Annotated in this window: 19 protein-coding genes; 12 read left to right on the forward strand and 7 right to left on the reverse strand. The window is 67.9% G+C overall.

Going from position 1 to position 24,273, the window contains the following annotated elements:
- Positions 1-24: 24 nt before the first annotated feature.
- Both EAH68_RS01095 and EAH68_RS01100 read right to left on the reverse strand, forming a co-directional pair.
- Positions 25-1,248 carry a beta-carotene 15,15'-monooxygenase gene (locus tag EAH68_RS01095; RefSeq protein ID WP_126119467.1) on the reverse strand — a complete coding sequence of 408 codons (1,224 nt, stop codon included), beginning with the start codon at positions 1,246-1,248 and terminating at the stop codon, positions 25-27.
- On the reverse strand, positions 1,241-2,371 hold the full coding sequence (locus tag EAH68_RS01100) for a DUF8744 domain-containing protein (RefSeq protein WP_206436327.1): 1,131 nt from the start codon (positions 2,369-2,371) through the stop codon (positions 1,241-1,243). The genes EAH68_RS01095 and EAH68_RS01100 overlap by 8 nt, the downstream gene beginning before the upstream one ends.
- 78 nt (positions 2,372-2,449) lie before the next feature.
- On the opposite strand from EAH68_RS01100, the gene EAH68_RS01105 reads away from it, so the two are divergent.
- Both EAH68_RS01105 and EAH68_RS01110 read left to right on the forward strand, forming a co-directional pair.
- Positions 2,450-2,710, forward strand: a complete 261-nt coding sequence (locus EAH68_RS01105; protein WP_126119513.1) for a DUF2249 domain-containing protein — start codon at positions 2,450-2,452, stop codon at positions 2,708-2,710.
- Between the two features lie 30 nt (positions 2,711-2,740).
- On the forward strand, positions 2,741-4,018 hold the full coding sequence (locus tag EAH68_RS01110; RefSeq protein WP_126119468.1) for a DNA methyltransferase: 1,278 nt from the start codon (positions 2,741-2,743) through the stop codon (positions 4,016-4,018).
- 1 nt (position 4,019) lies between these two features.
- On the opposite strand, the gene EAH68_RS01115 is transcribed toward EAH68_RS01110, so the two are convergent.
- Positions 4,020-4,499 carry a molybdopterin-binding protein gene (locus tag EAH68_RS01115; protein ID WP_126119469.1) on the reverse strand — a complete coding sequence of 160 codons (480 nt, stop codon included), beginning with the start codon at positions 4,497-4,499 and terminating at the stop codon, positions 4,020-4,022.
- A gap of 249 nt (positions 4,500-4,748) precedes the next feature.
- Between EAH68_RS01115 and EAH68_RS01120 the strand changes: the two genes are divergently transcribed.
- The 9 genes from EAH68_RS01120 (at position 4,749) to EAH68_RS01160 (ending at position 17,859) form a co-directional block, all read left to right on the forward strand.
- A complete protein-coding gene (locus tag EAH68_RS01120; protein ID WP_126119470.1) occupies positions 4,749-6,086 on the forward strand; it encodes a nitrate/nitrite transporter in 1,338 nt (445 codons plus the stop codon).
- Between the two features lie 16 nt (positions 6,087-6,102).
- Positions 6,103-9,840, forward strand: a complete 3,738-nt coding sequence (locus tag EAH68_RS01125; protein ID WP_126119471.1) for a nitrate reductase subunit alpha — start codon at positions 6,103-6,105, stop codon at positions 9,838-9,840.
- Complete coding sequence (narH, locus tag EAH68_RS01130; protein ID WP_126119472.1) at positions 9,840-11,459, forward strand: nitrate reductase subunit beta; 1,620 nt, start codon at positions 9,840-9,842, stop codon at positions 11,457-11,459. Before EAH68_RS01125 ends, narH begins: the two co-directional genes overlap by 1 nt.
- A 5-nt stretch (positions 11,460-11,464) precedes the next feature.
- Entirely contained in the window at positions 11,465-12,154 is a 690-nt protein-coding gene (gene narJ / locus EAH68_RS01135) for a nitrate reductase molybdenum cofactor assembly chaperone (protein ID WP_126119473.1), read from the forward strand.
- A 9-nt stretch (positions 12,155-12,163) separates the two neighbouring features.
- Positions 12,164-12,949, forward strand: a complete 786-nt coding sequence (gene narI, locus EAH68_RS01140; RefSeq protein ID WP_126119474.1) for a respiratory nitrate reductase subunit gamma — start codon at positions 12,164-12,166, stop codon at positions 12,947-12,949.
- Between the two features lie 88 nt (positions 12,950-13,037).
- Positions 13,038-13,784 (forward strand): molybdate ABC transporter substrate-binding protein, encoded by a 747-nt coding sequence (gene modA, locus EAH68_RS01145; protein WP_126119475.1) that lies wholly within the window; start codon positions 13,038-13,040, stop codon positions 13,782-13,784.
- A gap of 2 nt (positions 13,785-13,786) precedes the next feature.
- The gene (locus EAH68_RS01150; protein ID WP_241228227.1) at positions 13,787-15,688 is read left to right on the forward strand and encodes an ATP-binding cassette domain-containing protein; all 1,902 of its coding nucleotides are present in this window, start codon (positions 13,787-13,789) and stop codon (positions 15,686-15,688) included.
- A 16-nt stretch (positions 15,689-15,704) separates the two neighbouring features.
- Complete coding sequence (locus EAH68_RS01155) at positions 15,705-16,445, forward strand: helix-turn-helix transcriptional regulator (protein WP_126119476.1); 741 nt, start codon at positions 15,705-15,707, stop codon at positions 16,443-16,445.
- Between the two features lie 187 nt (positions 16,446-16,632).
- Positions 16,633-17,859: an NAD(P)/FAD-dependent oxidoreductase gene (locus EAH68_RS01160; protein WP_126119477.1), complete on the forward strand. Its 1,227-nt coding sequence runs from the start codon at positions 16,633-16,635 to the stop codon at positions 17,857-17,859.
- 6 nt (positions 17,860-17,865) lie between these two features.
- On the opposite strand, the gene thrB is transcribed toward EAH68_RS01160, so the two are convergent.
- Positions 17,866-18,792, reverse strand: a complete 927-nt coding sequence (gene thrB / locus EAH68_RS01165) for a homoserine kinase (RefSeq protein ID WP_126119478.1) — start codon at positions 18,790-18,792, stop codon at positions 17,866-17,868.
- A 26-nt stretch (positions 18,793-18,818) separates the two neighbouring features.
- On the reverse strand, positions 18,819-20,150 hold the full coding sequence (locus EAH68_RS01170) for a homoserine dehydrogenase (protein ID WP_126119479.1): 1,332 nt from the start codon (positions 20,148-20,150) through the stop codon (positions 18,819-18,821).
- A 285-nt stretch (positions 20,151-20,435) separates the two neighbouring features.
- Between EAH68_RS01170 and EAH68_RS01175 the strand changes: the two genes are divergently transcribed.
- Positions 20,436-21,137 (forward strand): hypothetical protein, encoded by a 702-nt coding sequence (locus tag EAH68_RS01175; protein ID WP_126119480.1) that lies wholly within the window; start codon positions 20,436-20,438, stop codon positions 21,135-21,137.
- Positions 21,138-21,156: 19 nt separating this feature from the next.
- On the opposite strand, the gene lysA is transcribed toward EAH68_RS01175, so the two are convergent.
- Together lysA and argS are read right to left on the reverse strand one after the other, a co-directional pair.
- Entirely contained in the window at positions 21,157-22,485 is a 1,329-nt protein-coding gene (lysA, locus tag EAH68_RS01180; RefSeq protein ID WP_126119481.1) for a diaminopimelate decarboxylase, read from the reverse strand.
- A 3-nt stretch (positions 22,486-22,488) separates the two neighbouring features.
- Entirely contained in the window at positions 22,489-24,135 is a 1,647-nt protein-coding gene (argS, locus tag EAH68_RS01185; protein ID WP_126119482.1) for an arginine--tRNA ligase, read from the reverse strand.
- Between the last annotated feature and the right edge of the window lie 138 nt (positions 24,136-24,273).

Genomic DNA, 24,273 nt, shown 5'->3' on the forward strand with positions numbered 1-24,273 from the left:
CCCGCCTTTAGGCGTGGGGAACCCTTAACGGGACTCCTTCCGGTGTTGGCCGGCGATGGCAGGGACGAGGAACAGGACATGGGAGGCCAGGCCGAGCCCGATCATGATCAGCCCGGCGGTACGCGCCGGCCCGTCCGGGGCGAGCAGGGTGAATACGGCGCCGAGGTTGAGCAGCAGCACCCGGGCCACGCCCGCCCTGTCTGCCGTGTTCCGGGCCCGCAGGACCTGCTCCCGACCGCCGCCGAGGAGGGTGGGCAGCAGGTGGTGCAGGACGCCGGTGATCAGCTGCAGCAGTCCGACCCCCAGGAAGGCGGGGGCGAACAGGGCGGTGACCTGGCGGGCGTCGGCGGCCAGCAGGGTGCTCACGGCGTCCGCCGCGCACACTGCGGTCAGCCACAGCAGACCGGCGGTGACGCTGAGGGTGGCGGTGGACCAGTTCGCCCGGCCACCGAGGACTCCGGTGAGCACCGGCTGGATGACCAGCAGCGCGGCCACGACGACCAGCAGTTGGATGGCGCCGGCGAACACCGGCTGCCCGAGGAGGTGCGCGACGAGCACCGCAACGAGGGCCCCGCAGTGGAGGATGAGTGCCCGGGTGCAGCGGCGGCGGGCGGTGGCACTGATGCGGGTGCCGGAGAGGGTGGGCAGGAGCGTGACCACGGTGCCCAGCACGGTGAGGAAGGCGAAGCCCCAGATGGCAGCGCGGGAGTGCCCGGCGATCATGCCGGTGTAGTCGCCGACACCGCGGCCGGCGAAATTGCCGATCAGCCCCGCCAGTACGAGGAAGGCGGCGGCCGCGAGGTAGAAGGGCACGGTGGCGGCGAACTGCCCGGACAGGCTGCCGCGCAGGTGCGAGAACACGACGGCCATGTGCCACAGCCCCGCCCAGATGACCAGGGTGGCGGCGAAATCAGCGAGCGCACCCCAGTCGTAACCGGCCTTACCCACGATGAGCAGGATCAGGCCGACCTGGACGAGGATGATCCGGGTGACCACACCGCGGTAGCTGCCGGCGGCCGTGCGGGTCAGTGCCTCGGTGAAGTGGGTCGAGTAGATGAGGATCGCGGTGGTGACCACCCCGAGGGTGAAGGCATGGACCGTCACCCACCAGCTGACCGGGGCGCCCAGGGAACGGGCGAGGATGATGCCCAGCCCGATGAGCAGCCAGCTGCCCACCGTCGCGGCAGCCAGCGTGTGGTAGCGGCCGCGTCGGCGCAGGGAGACGTCGGAGAGTGAGAGCTCAGACACGGGTAGCCCTCCGTGCCCGCGCCTGCTCCCGGGCGATGCGGCGGCGGCGTTTATCGGTGGCGATCAGCGTCACGGCGGTGACCATGAACAGCAGCACGGCGACGACGTTGAGGATTCCCCCGCCCACCCAGGCGAGGTCGGTGGCCCGCAGGTCCGCGACAACCCGCAGGACCAGCCCGGCGTGGAGCAGGGCCACCGGGATATAGAGGGTGACGTGGTAGGGGATGGATTTGCGGATGACCCCACCGAGGATGAAAGGGGCATGCGCGAAGATCATGGAGACCACGAATCCGAGGAAGACGGAGTGGACGGCGGCATCGTGGAGGTGCCCGGCGCGGGTGTGCCCGAAACCCAGCCACAGCAGCCCCGCGACGATGAGCCAGCCGTAGCCGGCGAGCATGCAGATCGCGGTGTATTTCGGCAGTTTCCCGGCGTGGATGAGGCGGCGGGCGGCGTCCACACGCACGGTGACCACGGCGACCGCGATCAGCAGTACGCCCATGAGCGCGAAGCCGAGCTGCGGCTGCACCGCGAAGAGCAGGGCCGCGGCGACCAGGGCGAGGACGAGGGCGGTGATGGTGGTCTCCGCGGCGGTGCCGGCGAAGGAGACCCGGGCCAGTTCCATGCGTTCCCCGATGATGGTGGCCACGGCGAAGACGACGGCACAGGGGACGATGTCCGCGAAGTCCGCGCCTCCGCCCCACCAGACGGTGGCGAAGACCGCACCGATCACTCCCGACGCCTGGACCAGCACGGAGTAGGTGGCCTGGCGGCGGTGGATGAGTACATACACCGCGCCCAGCACGAGGAAGGCCACGGTGAAGGCCGTGGCCGGGACCAGCCGCGGGGCGCCGGCCAGGAGCGTGACCACGCCGAGGGCGTTGGCCACCGGACCAGTCCAGGCCCAGCGGGTCTTCGCCGCGACTGTACGTTCCATCCCGATTGCCCCGCCGACGAAACCGAAGACCATGAGGGCACCGTGGTCGGGGCCCAGGGAGGCGGGCGGGGTACCCGCCCAGAGGCCGAGGAGGGTGAGTCCGGCGAGCATGCCGGTGAGCAGGGAGACCCCCGCGAACATCAGCAGCAGGCCCCGGGGCCACACGGCGGACTTCTTTTTTGCCACGGTTTATATCGTACTATTTGGGTGACAGGCCTGAGCAGGTTCCGCTTCCCCGATCCCGGAGGACCACCCACCATGGACATGCAGCTGCCGATCTCCGACGCCCGCGAAGTGGACGAGACCCCCGTCCTCAACGCCGCCATCATCCCGCATGCGATCCGGCACGGCGCCATCCACGGCGCCCTGGGTTCGCGCCGGGTCGGCGAATCGATGATCCTCATCGCACCTCACAACCCCCTCCCCCTGCTTGGTGAGGTCAAGGCCAGGGCCGGGACCTTCAAGGTGACGTACCTGCAGGAGGGACCCCGCGACTGGCGCCTGAAGTTCACGCGAACCGCCTGAAAAGCCCTGCAGAAAGGCTAGAATCGGGGCATGCCCTCCCCATCAGCACGTGACGGCGTCCGCCTCGTCTGGCAGGGCATGGACACTGTCCGCCCGCAGGCCGCTGCACAGCTGGGGCCGCTGCGCCGGCATCACCGATCGGGAACCGAACGGGTCGAGGTACTCACGGAGCGGGACAACCTCATCCTGCGCGGTGACAATCTGCCCGCGCTGCAGGCGCTGGCCCCGCTGTTCGGTGGCACGGTGCGGCTGGCCTACATCGACCCGCCTTACAACACGGGCAGTTCGGACTACCTCTATGCCGACCGGCGCAGCCGGGCGGACTGGCTGAGTTTCATGAACGAGCGGATCAGGGCCGCCCTGCCCCTGCTCCGCGACGACGCCGTCTTCATCCTCCAGTGCAGCTTCCACCAGTCCGCCTACCTCGAGGTGATGCTCGACCAGTTCGAGGGACTGCACAAGGTCGCCGTTCTCCACGCCCTGGTCCGTCACCCCGACCGGACGCTGACAGCGGACAAGCAGTTCCACGACGTCGTCGAGCAGATCCTCATCTACTCCCGCGACCCGGACTTCCGCATGCCCGGCCGGCGGCGGGAACGCGACCTGACTGACTACCGCTGGCGGGTCGAGGTCACCGGCCCCGGTACACCGGCCGTCCTCGGCGGCCGACAGTGCACCATTTACCAGCCGGAGGCCTGGCGGAAGATCGACGTCACCCCCGGAGAGGGAGTTTTCCGCACCCACTCCATCCGGGGGTCCCTGCGGGAGAAGAACTCCTCGGGACGTTTCTGGGTCGCCCACCTGGAGCCCCTCGACCTGGCCCCGATGACGCTCATCGAGGTCCCCGACATCGGGGCTGACGGCCTGGGCCACCGCTACTTCCATACCCCGCGTACCGGGAACCGCAACGGCTCCTACTTCCAGGGCATGCCGCTCTCCCAGGACCACACGTGCCTGCCCCACCCCAATTTCCTCGATGTCCATGCGGACTACAACCGGGTCGCCGCGGAAGGCGGGGTGAGTTTCCGCAACGGCAAGAAACCGGAGTCACTGCTCCAGCTGCTCATCGAACGCTTCACGGAGCCGGGTGACACGGTGCTGGACTACCACCTGGGTTCGGGCACCACCTCAGCGGCGGCCCATAAGCTGGGCCGCCGCCACATCGGCATCGAGCAGCGCGAATGGGCCGAGACCATCGCCCTACGGCGGTTGTGCGGGGTCATCGACGGCGAGCAGTCGGGCATCTCCACCGAGGTGGGCTGGGCGGGCGGAGGCAGCGTGGTCTACGGGGAACTGGCGCCGGGGTGATTCAGCAGAGTCGTTCGAAGATGTCCGGCAGCAGCGGACAGACCACGCCGAGGGTGTCGCGGACCCCACCGGTGGAGCCAGGGGAATTGATGATCAGGGCATCCGCCGGACCTCGGCCGGTCAGGCCGATCAGCGCCCGGGACAGGCCCGCCTGACGGGTGGAGGTCAGCCCCTGGATGAGCACCTGGGTGACCAGCCCGTCGAGGCGCACCGCAAGCAGCGGGGCAGTGGCCTCCGGGACCTGGTTGCGGGGTCCGAGGCCGGTGCCGCCCACGGTGACGATGACGCGGTGGGCGGCGGCGCGGGCGTCGGCAAGCGCCCGGGACACGGCCCGTGCCCCCTCCTCGACGACAACGATCCCGGCCGGAATCCCGGCCTCCGCGAGCAACTCACAGGCCAGCGGGCCGGCGGTGTCCCGCCGTTCCCCGCTCAGGATGCGGTCGGAGGTGACGATGACAATGCCGGTCAGTCCGCTGGTCATATCCAGTCCTTTCTCCGGCACGGGCCTGTGATCTGTGCCATAGTGTAGGGCAGGAGCGCGGGCGCCCCGGCTGCGGGGCGGGCGGGCTGCCGGTGACATCGTCAAACAGAAGAAACCGAGATGCCCCTCCACCTCCGATTAAACACCAGAAAACCTGCACGAACCGCTGAAAACGCAGGGCAAAGGTTATACCGTCGTATTTAGCACAGATTTTCCTTGAATAAACACCCCCTGTTCAGTGAGGATCGCATGAGCACAAAACTCGACACGCAAGGCAGGGTCCTGCACGGCTGGGACCCTGAGAACGAAGAGACCTGGGACTCCTCCATCGCGTGGCGGACGTTGTGGATATCCACGATCATCCTCTTCATCGGCTTCGCCACCTGGTACCTGGTCTCCGCCATCGCCCCGGTCCTCAACTCGATCGGTTTCGACCTCTCCACCACCCAGCTCTACTGGCTGACCTCCATCCCGGGCCTGGCCTGCGGCCTGTTCCGCCTGGTCTTCATGTTCCTGCCGGCCACCATGGGCACCCGCCGCCTGGTCACGATGTCCTCGCTGCTGTTCATCATCCCCATGCTCGGCTGGTACTTCGCCGTCCAGAACACCGACACCCCCTACTGGTGGCTGCTGGTCCTCGCCTTCCTCACCGGTATCGGCGGCGGCGTGTTCTCCGGCTTCATGCCCTCGACCGGATACTTCTTCCCCAGGCGCCTCTCCGGCACCGCCCTGGGTCTGCAGGCCGGTCTGGGCAACTTCGGCATGTCCTTCATCATGCTCGTCGCGCCGTGGCTGATGGGTGTCACCCTCCTGGGCATCGGCTTCGTGGCCCCGCAGCGCTCCGGCGACGGTGAGGCACTCTTCGTCCACAACCCCGCCATCCTCATGGTCCCCTGGGCGATCATCATGGCCGCCGTCGCCTGGATCTACCTCAAGGACGTGCCGGTCAAGGCCAATTTCCGCGAACAGATCGACATCTTCAGCAACCGCAACACCTGGTTTCTGACGATCATCTACCTGATGACCTTCGGCGCCTTCTCCGGCTTCGCTGCCCAGCTCGCGCTGATCATCAACAACGTCTTCGGCTCCGGCTCCGAATTCGCCGCGACCTACGCCGCCGAGGACCTCCCCCGCGGCGCGACCTACGCCTTCATCGGCCCCTTCATCGGTGCCCTCGTCCGCGCCCTGTGGGGCCCGCTGTGCGATAAATTCGGCGGCGCGATCTGGACCTTCATCGGCGGGGTGGGCATGACCATCTTCACCGCGATCGCCGCTCTCTTCCTCACCCCGGATTCGCCGGACGAGTACATCTGGTTCCTCGGCTCGATGCTCATCATGTTCTTCTTCACCGGCCTGGGCAACGCCGGCACCTTCAAGCAGATGCCGATGATCCTGCCCAAGCGGCAGTCCGGCGGCGTGATCGGCTGGACCGGCGCGGTCGGCGCCTTCGGCCCCTTCATCGTCGGCGTCCTGCTGTCCCTGATAGCACCCGTCATCTTCTTCTGGGGCTGCGTCGTGTTCTTCGCCTTCGCCACCACCCTGACCTGGATCTACTACGCCCGCCCCAACGCCCCGTTCCCCGGCTGACCAAAGGATTTCGCCCATGACCACCACGACCGCAAACCCGCTGTTCAAGTTCGGGAGCTTCCTGCGTAAAGGCCAGATGACCGACAGTGGCCAGCAGCTGTTCCTCAAGGGGGGCCGCCAGGCGGACATCTTCTACCGCAACCGCTGGTCCTTCGACAAGATGGTGCGGTCCACCCACGGGGTGAACTGCACCGGCTCCTGCTCCTGGAAGGTCTACGTCAAGGACGGTGTGATCACGTGGGAGTCGCAGGCCGTCGACTATCCCTCGACCGGCCCGGACATGCCCGACTACGAACCCCGCGGTTGTCCCCGCGGCGCCTCCTTCTCGTGGTACACCTACTCCCCCACCCGCATCCGTTACCCCTATGCCCGTGGCGTGCTGGTGGACATGTACCGGGAGGCCAAGACCCGGCTGGGCGATCCGGTGCTGGCCTGGCGGGAGATCGTGGAGACCCCCGAGAAGCGCGCCGCCTACGTCTCCCAGCGTGGCAAGGGCGGGCTGATCCGCATCAACTATGAGGAGGCCGTGGAGATCGCAGCGGCCGCCCACACCTACACCATCCGCCAGTACGGCCCGGACCGGATCGCCGGATTCACGGTCATCCCGGCGATGTCGCAGGTCTCCTACGGTGCCGGCACCCGTTTCCTGCAGATGATCGGCGGGGTGGCCCTGTCCTTCTACGACTGGTATGCGGACCTGCCGCCGGCCTCCCCGCAGACCTTCGGCGACCAGACCGATGTCCCGGAATCAGGTGACTGGTACAACTCCTCCTACCTGATGATGTGGGGCTCGAACATCCCGGTCACCCGCACCCCGGACTCCCACTTCATGGTGGAGACCCGCTACAACGGCACCAAGGTGGTCGTCGTCTCCCCCGACTTCGCCGACAACACCAAGTTCGCCGACGAGTGGATGCGTATCAACCCCGGCACTGACGCCGCCCTGGCCTTCGCCATGGGCCATGTCATCCTCTCCGAGTTCCACGTGGGCAAGAAGACGCCGTACTTCATCGAGTACATGCGCAAATACACCGACGCCCCCTTCCTCATCGCCCTGGACGAGCGTGGGGACGGCACGGTGACGCCGGGCAAATTCCTCACCGCCTCGCTTCTCGACGCCGACGGCACCCACGCCGGGCTGCAGGGCTCCGCCAACGCCACCCACCGCCTGCTCACCATGCGGCCCGACGGCACCGTGGCCGACCCGGGCGGCACCATTGCCGACCGGTACGGCGAGGACGGGGTGGGCAAGTGGAATCTGCGCCAGGACGGCGTGGAATCCGTCATGTCCGTGGCCGACACCGGTACCTTCGACACCGCGGAGGTGCTCTTCCCCCGCTTCGACCTCGCCGCGGATCCCGAGGATGTCCAGGGCACCGGCCCCATCGGCGCCGGTGTCGTCCACCGCGGTGTGCCCTACCGGGTGGTCGACGGGAAGAAGATCACCACCGTCTTCGACCTCATGCTCGCCCACTACGGTGTCGCCCGCCCGGAGCTCAACCTGCCGGGCCAGTGGCCCACCGACTTCCACGACGTGAGCTCCCCGGGCACCCCCGCCTGGCAGGAGGAGCTGACCGGTGTGCCCGCCAATGCCGCAATCCGCATCGGCCGGGAATTCGCCCAGAACGCGGACGACTCGAAGGGCCGCAGCCAGATCATCATGGGCGCCGGCGTCAACCACTATTTCCACGCCGACAACATCTACCGCACCTTCCTGGCCCTGACCTCAATGTGCGGTACACAGGGCGTCAACGGCGGCGGTTGGGCCCACTACGTCGGTCAGGAGAAGCTGCGCCCGATGAACGGCTGGTCCCAGTACGCCTTCGCGCTGGACTGGCAACGCCCGCCGCGCCAGATGATCACCACCGGCTTCTTCTACCTGACCACCGACCAGTGGCGCTACGACAACTCGAAGGCCTCCCGCCTGGCCTCCCCGCTGGCCAACCGCGGGGTGGTCGGCGACAAGATGCTCTCCGACACGCTCATCGAGTCGATGAAACGCGGCTGGATGCCCGCCTACCCGCAGTTCAACCGCAACGTGCTGCTGCTGGCCGATGAGGCCGAGGCCAAGGGCATGGACATCAAGGATTATGTGGTCTCCGAGCTGGAGAGCGGCAACATGCAGTTCGCCGCTGAAGACCCGGACGCCCCGGAGAACTGGCCGCGCATCCTGCTCAACTGGCGCACCAACCTCATGGGCTCCTCCGCCAAGGGCACGGAGTTCTTCCTGCGCCACATGCTCGGCGTGGACTCCGACGCCACCGCGACAGAGCTGGAGGAGCACGAGCGTCCCGAATCGATCAGGTGGCGGGAGGAGGCACCGACCGGCAAGCTCGACCTGATGCTGACCACGGACTTCCGCAACACATCGACGACGCTGGTCTCCGACATCGTCCTGCCGGCGGCCACCTGGTACGAGAAGCATGATCTGTCCACCACGGACATGCACCCGTTCATCCACTCCTTCAACGCGGCGATCAACCCGCCATGGGAGGCCCGCACCGACTTCGAGGTCTTCCGGGACCTCTCGCGCGCCGTCTCAGAGCAGGCGGTGCGCTGGCTGGGCACTCAGACGGACCTGATCACCGCACCCCTGGGCCATGACTCCCCCGACGAGCTGAGCATGCCCAACGGCATCGTCCCCGACCTCGCGGAGACCGGCCTCATCCCGGGGCAGACGATGGCCAAGCTCATCCCCGTCGAACGCGACTACACCCGCATCCACGAGAAGTGGCTGCACCTGGGCCCGCTGACCGGCGAAAAGGGTACCGGTGTGCACGGTACTCCCTACAACGTGGCCAAACAGGTCGAGGAGCTCGCCGTGAAGAACGGCACCTCCGAGACCCTCTCGGCCGGGGAACGCCCCGACCTGGACACCGACATCAAGGTCATCGAGATGATCCTGCACCTGTCGGGTGTGTCCAACGGTGAAGTCGCCGCGGAGGGCTTCCGCAACCAGGGTGCGCGTGTGGGCACCGACATGTCGGATCTCATCGCCGGCAACGAGGGTGCGCGCATCGACTGGGACCGGGTGAAGGAACGCCCCGTGGAGGTGATCACCTCACCGGAATGGAGCGGTGACAAACGCAATGGCCGCCGCTACACGGCCTTCTCCATCAACATCGAGTACGACAAGCCCTTCCACACCCTGTCGGGGCGCATGCACTACTACCTCGATCACGACTGGTTCCTCGACTACGGCGAGGCGCTGCCCGTCTTCCGTCCGCCCCTGGACCGGCTCCACCTCAACGGGGAGACCAACCCGGGCCAGCTGGTCACCGGCGAGGACGGCAACCCCGAGGTCACCGTCCGCTACCTCACCCCGCACAACAAGTGGTCGATCCACTCGCAGTACTTCGACAACCTGCATGTGCTCTCGATCTCCCGTGGCGGCCAGGTGGTGTGGATGTCGAACAAGGACGCCGAGAAGGTCGGCATCGCCGACAACGACTGGATCGAACTCTACAACCGCAACGGCATCGTCTCCGCCCGCGCGATCGTCTCCCACCGCATCCCGGAGGGCACGGCGATCATGAACCACGCGCAGGAGCGCACCGTCGGCACCCCGCTCAATGAGGGGACCGGCCGCCGCGGCGGCACCCACAACTCCCTGACCCGAATCATGATCAAACCGGTGCACGTGGCGGGCGGCTACGGCCATCTGACCTACGGCTTCAACTACATCGGCCCCACCGGAAACAACCGCGACGAGGTCACCCGGATCCGTCGCCGCTCCCAGGAGGTGCAGTTCTAATGAAGGTTATGGCTCAGATCGCCATGGTCATGAACCTGGACAAGTGCATCGGCTGCCATACCTGTTCGGTCACCTGCAAGCAGGCCTGGACCAACCGCGAAGGCACCGAGTACATCTGGTTCAACAACGTCGAGACCCGCCCCGGCGTCGGTTATCCCCGGGGCTGGGAGGACCAGGACAAATGGGAGGGCGGCTGGGTCCGCACCTCCTCCGGGAAGCTCAAGCCCCGGGCGGGCGGGCGCCTGTCCAAGCTGTTCAACATCTTCCACAACCCGAAACTGCCGACGATCCACGACTACTACGAGCCGTGGACCTACGAATACGACAAGCTGCTGGCGGTGCCGGGCAACCAGAACACCCAGCCCACCGCCCGACCGATCTCCCAGCTCGACGGCCGGGAGATGAACACGATCAGCTGGTCCTCCAACTGGGACGACAACCTCGGCGGCTCCACCGCCACCATGGACGAGGACCCGGTCCTGCACCAGATGAACCTGGACGTGCGCAAGGAGATCGAGGACTCCTACATGTTCTACCTCCCGCGCATCTGCGAGCACTGCATCAACCCGACGTGTGTGTCCTCCTGCCCCTCCGGTGCAATGTACAAGCGTGCCGAGGACGGCATCGTCCTGGTCGACCAGGACCAGTGTCGCGGCTGGCGCATGTGTGTGTCCGGTTGTCCGTACAAGAAGGTCTATTTCAACCACAAGTCCGGCAAGGCCGAGAAGTGCACCCTGTGTTACCCACGCATCGAGGTCGGCCAGCCGACCGTGTGCTCGGAGACCTGCGTCGGTCGCCTGCGCTACCTGGGTGTGCTGCTCTACGACGCCGACCGCGTCGCCGAGGCTGCGGCCACCGAGAATCCGCAGGACCTCTTCGAGGCGCAGAAGGACATCCTGCTCGACCCGCACGACCCCCGGGTCGTGGCCGCCGCGCAGCAGGCCGGCATCCCGCACTCGTGGATCGACGCCGCGCAGCAGTCCCCCATCTGGGACCTCATCTTCACCTACGAGGTCGCGCTGCCGCTGCACCCGGAGTACCGCACCCTGCCCATGGTCTGGTACATCCCGCCGCTGTCGCCGGTCGTCGACGCCGTCACCGCCTCCGGCAACGACGGCGAGGACGACAAGGTGCTGTTCACGGCCCTGTCCACGATGCGCATCCCGCTCGAGTACCTCGCCGGGTTGTTCACCGCCGGTGACACCGCACCCGTCGAACGTTCGCTGCGGCGCCTGGTGGCGATGCGTTCCTACATGCGCGACATCAACCTGGGCAACGAACCGCAGGAACGCATCGCGGAGGCCGTCGGGATGACGGGCAGGCAGATCCAGAAGATGTACCGCCTGCTGGGCATCGCCAAATACGACGACCGCTACGTCATCCCCACTGCCTCCCCGGAGTCCCCGCGCGGCATCACCTCGCTCGACCCCTTCGGCGACATCGACCCGGCGGACGCCTTCCTCGACATGCCCGACCTCGGCGAGGGCGCCCCGGAGGCCTGCACCAGCCACGCTGCGGAACCGGCGGGCAAGGTCTCCCTGCTCAGCTGGACCGGCGACCGCCCGGAGGGGATGTTCCCGCCCCGCAGGGACGGCAAACCCCACACCACCAAGGACTGATCGCGATGGCACGCAACCACGTCGGACCCATCCCCGACGACATCACCCGCCCGGTGCGGGTGAATGAGAACCAGCGCCGCACCGTGGCCATGGCCGCCTCCCTGCTGCTGGACTACCCGGGTGAGGACTTCGGCGAGAGGATCGCGGCCGTCGACACGCACCTCGAACAGCTGCCTCCGGCCATCGCGGAGCAGTTCGCGGCCTTCACCGACGCGGCCCGCACCATGGGGCGCCGCGGGGTGGAGGAGCACTACGTGGAGACCTTCGACCAGCGTCGCCGCTGCTCCCTGTTCCTCTCCTATTATTCCGTGGGCGACACCCGCACCCGCGGCACCGCCATCCTCGCCTTCCGGCAGGCGCTGGCGCAGCTCGGCTTCGAGGAGCAGCGGGAGGAACTCCCCGACCACCTCTGCGTGGTGCTCGAGGCTGTCGCCCTGTCGGAGGGGAAGCAGCACGCCCAGACCGTGGAACTGCTCGCCGCCCACCGCGACGGCCTTGAGGTCCTGCGCACGGCGCTGAGCACCTTCAACTCCCCCTTCGCGCACCTCATTGTCGCCGTGGCGATGTCGCTGCCGAAGATCGACGCGGAGACCACCCACAGCTACCTCGATCTCATTCGTTCGGGGCCGCCGGCGGAACTCGTCGGCATCGGCACCCCCCTGCCCTTCCCCACCGCTCAACCGGATATCCCCTAGGACACAACCATGGACAATTTCGATGTTTTCCTGTGGGTGGCCTTCCCCTGGCTGGCGATCGCGGCCTTCGTCATCGGCATCATCTGGCGTTGGCGCACCGACCAGTTCGGCTGGACCACCCATTCCTCGCAGATCTACGAATCAAAACTCCTCCGACTGTCGTCCCCGCTGTTCCACTGGGGCATCGTCTTCGTCATCATCGGCCACCTCATGGGCCTGGCCATCCCGAAGTCCTGGACCCAGGCCGTGGGCATCAGCGACGCCACCTACCACCTCATCGCCACCTACCCGGGCACCCTGGCCGGCATCGCCGCGCTGCTGGGCCTGGCGGGGCTGATCTACCGGAGGGTGGTCAACCGGACGGTCTTTCTGGCCACGTCCCGCTCCGACAAGGTCATGTACCTGCTGCTCGGCGCCGCGCTGGTCTCCGGTTTCTTCGCCACCGTCACCCTCCAGCTCTTCGGTAGCGCACACGGCTACGACTACCGCGAGACCATCTCGCCGTGGCTGCGCCAGCTGCTGGTCTTCCAGGCCCAGCCCGCGCTCATGACCGATGTGCCGTGGCAGTTCAAGGTCCACGTTATCGCCGGTTTCACCATCATCGCGGTGTGGCCGTTCACCCGCCTGGTGCACGCCTTCTCCGCGCCGGTCGGCTACGTCACCCGCCCCTACGTGGTCTACCGCTCACGCGACACCCGCACCGGTCCGGTGAAGGAACACGTCGCCTGGGAGCCTGTCCGCTCCCACACCGAGCAGCTCGACGAACGCAACCAGACCCCCTCCCGCGGGGCCTGAGCCGCGCAGAACCGCAGCACACCAGGGGCCGGTACGTTAACGTCTGACGTACCGGCCCCTGAACTTTCCCCACCTGAAAGGTTCCCTCATGCGTCTGTCCCGTGCCGTCGGCCTCCTCGCTCCCGCCGCCGCCGGCCTGCTGCTGGTCAGCTGCGCCACCGACTCCGATTCCCAAGCCGGAACGGACTCCCTGACCATCCTCGGCGCCTCCTCCACCCGCGTGCTCAACGATGATTTCCAGACGCTGACTGATGCGGAGCTGGACTTCGTCAACGCCGGTTCCTCCACCCTCGTCCAGCAGCTGGCGGACGGCTCCCCGGGTGATGTCCTCATCACCGCCGACCGCGCGAACATGGACAAGGCCGTGGAACAGGGACTGGTCGAGGATCCCCGTGCCGTGGCCGTGAACACCCTGGTCATGGTCGTGCCTGCGGGCAACCCCGCGGACATCGGCTCCGTGGACGATCTGGCGGGTACCACCTTCGTCCTCTGTGACCCGCAGGTCCCCTGCGGCACCGCCTCGCAGGCCATCATCGCGGACACCGGCATCGTGGCTGAACCCGCCTCCCTCGAGCATCAGGTCGCCGACGTGCTGGGCAAGGTCGTCTCCGGCGAGGCCGACGCCGGCTGGGTCTACCGCACCGACGCCCTCTCCGCGGGCGAGGGTGTCGAGGTCATCGAGATCCCCGGCAGTGAGGACCAGCCCAACGAGGTCGTCGCCGCGGTGACCACCGCGGGTGTCGATAAGCAGGCCGCCACCGATTTCGTCGACGCCCTGACTGACGATGAGATGGTCGACATCTGGACCAGGCACGGGTGGACCCAGGCCAACTGACCGTGAAGCCCGCCCCCACCCGCACACCGGTCGCGGTGACGCTGCTCGCCGTCGCCGCCCTTGTCCTCATCCTCGGCCCCATCCTCGCACTGGGCGTCCGCGTCCCCTGGGAACGCTTCGGTGAGGTGCTCACCAGCCCCACCACCGCCGAGCTGCTCCGTGTCACACTGCTCTCTGCGGTGTGGGCCACCGTGCTGACCACCCTGCTCGGTGTGCCGCTGGCGCTGGCGATCCAGGACTGGCCGCGCGGGGGCAGGTTCATCCGGCTCCTGGTCATGCTGCCGTTGGCGATGCCACCGGTGGTCGCCGGCCTGGCGCTCACCGCGGCGGTGGGCAGACGCGGGATCACCGCCCCGCTTCTCGACGTCCTCGGCCTCCAGTTCGCCTTCGCCTTCCCCGGCGTCGTGCTCTCCCACATCTTCATCGCCCTGCCTTTTGTCGTGGTCACCGCCGATTCAGCGCTGCGCCAGATCGACCCGGAGATCCCGGCGAGTGCGGCCGGCCTGGGCATGCGGCCCCGGGAGATCCTCCGGAAAGTCACCCTGCCTGCCGTCGCCCCGGCCGTGGCCACCGGCGCGGGCCTGGCTTTCGCCCGTTCCCTGGGGGAATTCGGTACCACGCTGACTTTCGCCGGCTCCATGCCCGGCGTCACCCGCACCATGCCGCTGGGCATCTACCTGGAACGCGAGACCGATCCGGGCAGCGCGAACGCTCTCGGTGCGATCCTCATCTTCCTCGCCGTCCTCGTCCTCGCACTCGCTGCCCTGCCCGCCGCCCTGCGGCGCACACCGCAGCCCCGCGCCCGGCGGACCGGGGAACTCGACACCGGTGAGCTGCGCGCCCTCACCACCCCCGGGTCCGGCGGGGTGCCCGTCACCGCCGACGGCACCGTCTTCCCCGCCGAGCGCATCACCGCCGTCGTCGGACCCAACGGCTCAGGCAAGACCACACTGATGGGGATGATCGCCGGACGGCTGCGTGGCGCGGAGATCTCCGTCGGTGACCGCCCCGTCGACGGCCGACGCTTCGTGCCGGCAGCCGAACGCGGCGTGGTGCTGCTGACCCAGCGCCCCGGTCTACCGCGGACCACCACCGTCGCGGGTGCGGTGACCATGGCCACCCGCGACCCCGCGTTGACCGGGAAACTCCTGGCGGCGGCCGGGCTGGCTGAGCTGGCGGAGGTCTCCGTGCCTGCGCTCTCCGGGGGCCAGGCCGCCCAGGTTGCCCTGGTCCGCGCCCTGGGGACCCGGCCCGCGGTGCTCATCCTCGATGAGCCGCTGGCCGCAATCGACGTCGCCTCCGCCACCCGCTGGCGCCGGCTGCTGCGTGCCGCCGCGCAGGATCGCACCACCCTGCTGGTCACCCACGACGCCGTTGACGTGGCCACCCTCTCCGAGCACCTGGTGGTCCTCGAACGGGGCGAGGTCGCCGCTGCCGGCCCCACCGCGGAGCTTCTCGACGTCCCGCCCAATGATTTCCTCGCTGAGCTGGCCGGACTGTCCCGAATAGTCGGCACTGTCACGGCCCGGGAGGTTGACACGGTCACGATCCAGGGGACAGAATTGACCGTGACAGGCACTTTTGCCGGTTCAGTGGACGATGAGCTGCAGCCGGGTGATCCGGCCGTCGCGGTGTTCCCACCCGAGGCCACCGCCCTGCGGCTACCCGCCGGTGGCAGGGAGCCGCAGGAATCAACACGTAACATCTGGCGTGGGAGGGTCGATTCAGTGGTTGCCTCGACCGCCCGGACAGGGACGATGGTGACGGTCTCGGTCGGAGCCGCCCGGCTCCACGTGCCGGTCACGCGCCGTTCCGCGCTCACGCTGGGTCTGGAACCGGGTATGACCGTCGACTGCGTGACCAAGGCCCTGGCCATAAGTGTTCATCCGGCCCGCCGGAGATAACAGGAGGAGATCCCACATGGTGGACGCACCAGCACCGCGCCCGTCCGTCGAGCTGTTCTCGGACGCGCTGCCGCTCAGCGTCAAACAGCGGGAGGTCCTCGATGTGCTGCAGACCTTCCCGCACGGGGCCCGCTCCGCCGAACTCGCGGAAAAACTGGGTATGCATGTCAACACCGCCCGCGGCCACCTTGATGAACTGGTCAGCCGCGGCGCGGTCCGGGTCGCCACCACCCAGTCCGAAGGGCGCGGCCGGCCCTCCCTGATCTTCCAGGTCCGGGTCCCCGACAACCGGGCTGTAGTCAACGAATACGTCTCCCTGGTGGAGGTCCTCACCAGCGCCCTGGCCGGCACCAATTCCCTCACCCCGGAGACCCTCGAGCAGGCCCGCCAGCTCGGCCGGGACTGGGCCCGCCGGATGCACGAGGAGGGGCAGCCCCCCGCCAATGATGCGGATATCCTCGAGCAGCTCTACATCAAGCTCCGCGACATGGGCTTCGATCCCACGGTCACCCGCCCGGCCGATGAATCGGACGGCCACGGCCAACTCTCCCTGCACTCCTGCCCCTTCGTCACCGAGGGTAAACCCCGCCCGAGTGCCTTCGTCTGCGCCATCCACGAGGGCTTTCTGCAGGAGACCACCGGGTCCTGCCCGGAGCAGAACTCGGGACCGGTTTCACTGACGCTGCTGCCCTATGCCGACGACGGGGCATGCGTGGTGCGTGTGAACAAGGGCCCCCGGGCCACGTCTGAGCGCTGAGGGCCCCCAGGTCTGTGCCGACCCTGATAATCATCGGGGATCCCGCCGCTGAGCACCAGTTTCGTGTCATGATGAAAGCAGCTGCCCCGCCCGGGGCACCGCTGCTGTTCCAGTTCCAGAATCAGACACAACAGTGAGGAACGAGGCCACCCCCTCCCCCCGCCCGCTCCTCGCGTGAGGAGAACCGATGTCGGGCACGATTGAAGGCAGGGACGAATCACTGTGGACGGCCACCACGCCGCGCACGGATTATCCGGAGCTGGCGGGTGATGACACCGTCTATGACCTGGCCGTGGTGGGTGGCGGGATCACCGGCATCGTCGCCGCCTACCATGCGCAGCGGCGCGGGCTGCGGACCGTGCTCATCGACAAGGCCCGGTTGGCCGAGTGGACGACCGGTGGCACCACCGCGAAACTGACCTCCCAGCACTACCTCATCTACGACCATCTCATCGCCCGCCACGGGAAAGAGGTCGCGCAGGCCTACGCGGACGCCAACCAGCGCGGGATCGACAAGGTCGAGGCCATCAGCGCGGAACTCGGCATCGACTGCGAATTCTCCCGCCGGGACGCCTTCGTCTACAGCCGGCGGGAGGAACGCATCCCCGAGCTGCGTGCCGAGGTCGAGGCCGCGGTCTCGCTCGGCCTGCCGGCCAGCTTCGAGACAGAGACCGAGCTGCCCTTCGACATCGCCGGGTCGGTGAAATTCGCCGGGCAGGCCCAGTTCCACCCCAGGAAATTCCTGCTCCCACTCGCGGAGGAGTTCCGCAGTCGTGGCGGGGTGATCTACGAGCAGACCAAGGCCACCGACATCATCCCCGGGCAGCCGCACACCGTCCCCACGGACAAGGGGGAGCTGAAGGCGCGGCATGTGCTGCAGGCCAGCGGCGAACCCTTCTGGCGGCGGGACCTCTTCGACGGTTTCATGTGGCTGAAGATGTCCTATGCGCTGGCGGTGCAGCTGAAGGAGGGCAGTGACTACCCCGCAGGCATGTACGTGACCACCGGGGAACCGATGCGCACCATCCGCACCGCCTCCTACAAGGACCAGCCGGTGCTGGTCTTCGGTGGCGAGAGCCACGAATACGATGACGACACCTTCGACATGGACGCCCGCCACCGCACCCTCATCGAGGACGTCCGCGACAGGTACGACGTCGAGCAGGTGCTCTACCGCTGGCTGGCCGGCGACTACATGCCCTATGATCGCATGCCCTATATCGGTGCCCTGCCCGGCCACCGGAACATCCACGTGATCACCGGCTACCGGGCGTGGGGACTGGCCTGGGCGTTGTCCGCCGCAGCAGCCGTGGTGGCCGACATCGCCGGGGAACCCGAGGACTGGGTCGCGCCCTTCAGCCCCGACCGGATGGTGGAACCGATCCCCGAATCCGAACGCACCCACCGGTTCTGAGAAGGCTCAGGCCCGGGACAACTCCACGCGGACCGGTCCGGCGACCTCCAGCTCGTGGATCTTGAGGCCGGCCTCGCGTGCCTGGTCGAGGATCTTCTCGGAGACAGGCTCGGTGGACAGCACCATGATGGTCGGGCCGGCACCGGAGAGGTAGGCGGCGTAACCGCGGTTGCGCAGACGGTTGACCCATTCTGCGGTGACCGGCAGGACATCGGCCCGGTAGGGCTGGTGGAGCCGGTCACGGGTGCCCTCCCAGAGCAGTTCGGGGTGCTTCTGCAGGGCCACGGTCATCACGGCCACCCGCGAGACGTTGAAGCGGGCGTCGGTGTGGGTGACGTGGCTGGGCAGGACCCGGCGCACGGCCTGCGTGGAGGCGTGGAAGTCCGGGACCAGGGCGGTCGCACGGATCCGCGGGTCGACATCGACGGAAACCGCTTTGTAACCGGGCTGCGAGCCGTCGACGGGCGTGGTGGTCCAGGAGACCACGGCGGAACCGAGGACGGAGGCTGCGGCATTGTCCGGATGACCCTCGAAGGCGGAGGACAGCTGCACCACCTGGTCGGTGGTCAGCGGGTTACCGGCCAGCGCATTCGCGGCCACCACACCCGCCACGGCGGCCGCGGCGGAGGAACCGAGTCCACGGGACTGCGGGATGGCGTTGGTGCAGACCACGCGCAGGCCCGGGGCCTGGGCCCCGGCGGCGTTGAGGCCGGACAGGATGGCCTTGACCACCAGGTGGGAACCGTCGCGGGGCAGGTCATCCTCACCCTCCCCGTAGACCTCGACCTCCAGGCCGCCCTCGGTGACCTCGACCTCGACGGTGTCGTAGAGGCCGACGGCCAGGCCCAGGGTGTCGAAACCGGGTCCCAGGTTGGCTGAGGAACCGGGGACGGTGACGGTGGCCCGGGTGCCCACCTCGAGCTCGATGCTCATGAGTGCTCTGTCCTTTGTCTGTAGGGCTAGATCAGTCGGATGACGCTGTTGACGGCCTTGACCGCGGAGGTCTGCTTCAGCTCCTCGACGGTGGCGTCGAGGTCGGCCTCGCGCGCCGAGTGGGTGACCACGATGAGGCGGGCATTCTCCCCGGACTCCTCCTGGCGGACGGTCTTGAGGGAGATGTTGCGGGCCGCGAAGATGGCGGAGAGCTCGGCGAGGACACCGGTGCGGTCCTCGACCTCCATGTCGATGTGGTAGCGGGTGGTCACGTCGCCGAAGTCCGCGATGGGCAGGTTGGCGTAGGTGTTCTCACCCGGGGCGCGACCGCCGTGGACCTTGTTGCGGGCAGCGCCGACGAGGTCACCGAGCACCGCGGAGGCGGTCGGGGCGCCACCGGCACCGTTGCCGTAGAACATGAGGCGGCCGGCTGCCTCAGCCTCGACGAAGATGGCGTTGTAGGACTCGTTGACCGAGGCCAGCGGGTGGTCGACCGGCACGAGCGTCGGGTGGACGCTGGCGGCGACGGACTCGACTCCGGCCTCGTCGGCGACGCGCTCGCAGATGGCCAGCAGCTTGATCACGTAGCCGGCGTTGCGGGCGGCCTCGATGTCCTCGGCGGTGATCTTGGTGATGCCCTCGCAGTGGACGTCGTCGAACTTCACGCGGGTGTGGAAGCCGAGGGAGGCGAGGATGGCGGCCTTGGAGGCGGCATCGTGGCCCTCGACGTCGGCGGTCGGGTCGGCCTCGGCGTAGCCCAGGCGGGTGGCCTCGGCGAGCGCGTCCCCGTAGGTGGCGCCGGTGGATTCCATGGCATCGAGGATGAAGTTGGTGGTGCCGTTGACGATGCCGGAGATGCGCAGGATGTTGTCGCCCGCCAGGGAACGGCGCAGCATGCCGACCACCGGGATGGCGGCGGCGACGGCGGCCTCGAAGTAGAGGTCGACGTTGGCGGCGTCGGCGGCGTCGGCAAGCTCATCGGCGTGCGCGGCGACCAGGGCCTTGTTGGCGGTGACGACGGACTTGCCGGCGCGCAGGGCCGCGAGCACGAGCTCACGCGGGTAGTCGATGCCGCCGATGACCTCGACGACGATGTCGACGTCCTCGCGGTTGATCAGGCTCATCGCATCATCGGTGAGCAGGGCGGCGTCCACCCCCTCACGCGGCTTGGACAGATCCGATACGGCCACACCCTTGAGCTCCAGCGGACCGCCGATACGGTGCGCCAGCGCATCCGAATACTCACCCATGAGACGCAGCACCTCAGAACCGACGGTGCCGTGGCCGAGGATGGCGACACCAACCGGCTCGCCGACTCCCTTGCCGGGGTTGTACGTGGGCTGCTTGTTCTGGGTCATTGTTCTCCTGGGTCGTGTCGCAAGTCCGTGACGGAAACTTTCCTGGTCCAGCCTAGCGGGGCCGGTACCGTTCCTCAGTGCCCGGGCACCGGTGCCGGGGCATACCGGGCCAGTCTAGTCCACCCGGTCAGCGGTCACGATCGTGGCACAGTTGGCAGGGAACAGTCGACGGTCCATGCATATTCCCTTATACTGGGGAAACATCAGGTGTGTCCTAGGTCGGGAAGGAGCCACGTGTCAGTCCGTTCTTTTTTTGCTGCAGCCCTCCTCCTCAGCCTCCCGCCCATGAACGTCCCCTCAGCCGCCGCCTCCGAGGTCGTCGTCGCGGGAGATTCCTGCACCGTGATCCACACCCCCGCAGAGCACGAGGAGGTCCTCGCCCTCACCGGTGTGTTCGCCGCGAACTGGTCCGCCGAGATCCTCCGTGACATCCCCACCGCCGGCGAGGACATGGCCACCGCCCGCAGCTGGCACGCCGACAAGACCTCCGAAGAACTCGACGACATGCCCGACCACGTCCGCGCAGCCGTCGACCGCGTCAACCTCGCCGGCCAGCGGGTGGGCTACCGGGACGATGAGGCCACCGCCCCCCTGCGCGTGCTCGTCGACCGCAACGACCAGCGGGCCGCGGGAATCACCTGGCAGACCTTCACTGCCGTGGAGGCCCGTCGGCACATGGCCGCCGCCCGTGACACCGGCGCCCCGGCCCTGCTCAGCGGCACCCGGGAGAACCTCTCCGTCCCCGCCGATGAATCATGGCGGCGAGCCTGGGAACGCACCCCGGGTGCCCGGGCCGAGGCCGACGCCTCCCACACGGAACTGCGCATGTGCATCGGCCAGACCTCCGGCACCGTGGACCGCATCACCGTGAAGGCCATGGATACTGAGGCCCCGTTGACTTCCACGGTGCTCGGGTTGCCCACCGGCAGGATCCACAACCTCACCGTCCTGCGCCTGCTCGAAGAGGTCACCGGCCTCATGCCGTGACCTGCCGCTACTGAGAGCCTCAGGCCTCCAGCGCGAGGATGTCCTCAACTGTCTCGCGGCGCAGCATGAGCTTGGTCTTACCGGCGCGGACGGCGATGACCGGGGGGCGACCGAAGGCGTTGTAGCGGCTGGACATGGCGTAGGCGTAGGCCCCGGTGGCGGCCATGGCCATCAGGTCGCCGGTCTCGATGTCGGAGGGGAACTGCGCATCGCGGACCAGGATGTCACCGGATTCGCAGTGGGAGCCGACCAGCCGCGAGGGGATGCCCGGGGCCTCGGTGAAGCGGCTGACCACGCGGGCGTCATAAAGCGAGTCGTAGAGCGCGGGGCGGATGTTGTCGGACATGCCGCCGTCGACGGAGAGGTAACGGCGGGTGACACCCTCGTCGACGGTGACGTCCTTGACGGTGCCGACCTCGTAGACGGTGACGGTGCCGGGGCCGGCGATGGCGCGGCCGGGCTCGACGAGGACGGTGGGGGCGTCGATACCCAGCTCGGCGGCGGTCTTGGCCACGGCGGTGAGCAGGTCGTGGGCGACCTCGTCGACGTCGAGGGCCTCCTCATCCTCGGTGTAGGCGATGCCGTAGCCGCCGCCGAGGTCGAGTTCGGGCAGCTGGACGCCGAGCTCGCGGTGGATCCGCGAGTAGAGGGCCAGGACACGGTCGGCGGCCATGGTGAAGCCGGTGGCGTCGAAGACCTGGGAGCCGACGTGGCAGTGGAGGCCGACAAGCTCGAGGTTCTGGGCACGCACGGCGGCCTCGGCGGCGCGGAAGGCGGAGCCGGAGGCCAGGGAGAAACCGAACTTCTGGTCCTCGTGGCTGGTGGCGATGGCCTCGTGGGTGTGGGCCTCAATACCCGGCTTCACGCGGATCATCACCTGCTGCACGCGCTGCTCAGCGGCGGCGATGCAGTCGAGGAGGACAAGTTCCTGCTCGGAGTCGAGGACGACGTGGCCCACACCTGCCTGTACGCAGGCGCGCAGGAAGTCCGCGCCCTTGTTGTTGCCGTGGGCGGTGATGCGTGCGGCCGGGAAGTCGGCGGCCTGGGCGATCTTCAGCTCGTTGAGGGAGGCGACGTCGAGGGACAGCCCCTCCTCGTCGACCCAGCGGGCGATGGTGCGGGTGAGGAAGGCCTTGGAGGCGTAGTGCACGTTCTCCGGGCCGCCGAAGGCACGCGCCATGTCCTGGCAGCGGGAACGGAAGTCGTCCTCGTCGACGACGAAGACGGGGGTGCCGTACTCCTCGGCGATCTCCGGCAGGGGCACGCCGGCGATGGTGACCACGCCGTCCTCCTGGCGGACGGCGTTGCGGGGCCAGACGTGTGCCGGCAGATCGTTGAAGTCGGTCATCAACTACATCCTCTCCGGTGCCGTGACACCGACCAGGCCGAGCGCGTTGGCCAGGGTCTGGCGGGTCGCCGCGGCGAGTGCCAGGCGGGCGGTGTGGATCGGGGCGGCCTCTTCATCGGCCTTGGGCAGGATCTGGCAGTTGTCGTAGAAGCGGTGGAAGACGCCGGCCAGTTCCTCGGCGTAACGGGCGATGCGGTGCGGTTCGCGCAGTTCGGCGGCGGCCAGCACGACGGCCGGGAACTCACCCAGGGTGCGGATGAGGTCGCCCTCACGCTCGTGTGTGAGCAGGGAGTAGTCGGCGTTCTCGTAGGTCACGCCCACTTCGGCGGCCTTGCGGGCGATGGAGCACAGGCGTGCGTGCCCGTACTGCACATAGTAGACGGGGTTGTCGGAGGACTGGGAGGCCCACAGCGCCAGGTCGATGTCCAGGGAGGAGTCGACGGAGGAGCGGATGAGCGAGTAGCGGGCGGCGTCGATGCCGATCGCCTCCACCAGGTCGTCGAGGGTGATCACGGTGCCGGCACGCTTGGACATGCGCACAGCTTGTCCGTCGCGCAGCAGGTTGACCATCTGGCCGATCATGACCTCAACCTGGTCCGGGTCGTAGCCCAGCGCGGCGGCCGCGGCCTTGAGGCGGGCGACGTAACCGTGGTGGTCGGCACCCAGCATGTAGATGCACAGTGTGTGGCCGCGGTCGAATTTATCGGCGACATACGCGATGTCACCGGCGATGTAGGCGGCCTCGCCGTCGGACTTGATCACGACGCGGTCCTTGTCGTCACCGAAGTTGGTGGAACGCAGCCACCAGGCGCCCTCGGATTCGTAGAGGTTGCCGTTGTCCTTGAGCTTCTGCACGGCCCTGTCCACCGCGCCGGACTCGAAGAGGGAGTTCTCGTGGAAGTAGACGTCGAAGTCGGTGCCGAACTCGTGGAGGGATTCGCGGATGTGCTCGAACATCATCTCCACGCCGATGGCGCGGAAGGTCTCCTGTGGGTCCCCGGTACTCAGCGCATCCGGCTGCTTCTCGACGACCGCCTTCGCGATCTCGCCGATGTAATCCCCGCCGTAGCCGTCCTCCGGGGTGGGCTCGCCCTTGGCGGCGGCCAGCAGGGAACGGGCGAAGCGGTCGATCTGGCCGCCGTGGTCGTTGAAGTAGTACTCGCGGGTGACCTCCGCGCCGGCGGCGGTGAGCACCCGGCCCAGGGAATCGCCGACGGCGGCCCAGCGGGTGCCACCGAGGTGGATGGGGCCGGTCGGGTTTGCGGAGACGAACTCCAGGTTGATCTTCTCGCCCCGGAAGCGGTCCACGTGACCGAAGCGCTCCCCCGCCTCGAGGATCTTCGCCACGATCTCACCCTGCGCGGCGGCGGCCAGCCGGATATTGAGGAAACCCGGGCCGGCGATCTCCGCGGAGTCGACGGCTGCGTCGGCTACGAGGGCCTCGGCAAGCCAGGTCGCCAGCTCACGCGGGTTGGTGCCCACCTTCTTGGCCACCTGCAGGGCCAGGTTGGTGGCGTAATCGCCGTGCTCGGGGTTGCGGGGGCGCTCGACCACGACCTGCTCGGGTAAGACAGAAATATCGAGGTCGCGGGACGCCAGCACTTCGGTGGCGGTCTCCCGGATGAGGGACGCAAGATCAGCAGGTGTCATGGGCAGAAAGTGTAGTGCACTGACAGGAGGCTCTCACATTCCGCTCACCCGCCGTGTGTCCGGCTTTTCACAGTTCGCAGACGTACACCCCGGGTTAGGATGTTCCCCTGCCAGATTTTTCCCCGTCCGCCGCCACCG

The sequence above is a fragment of the Corynebacterium hylobatis genome (assembly GCF_003955685.1).
Lineage (GTDB): Bacteria > Actinomycetota > Actinomycetes > Mycobacteriales > Mycobacteriaceae > Corynebacterium > Corynebacterium hylobatis.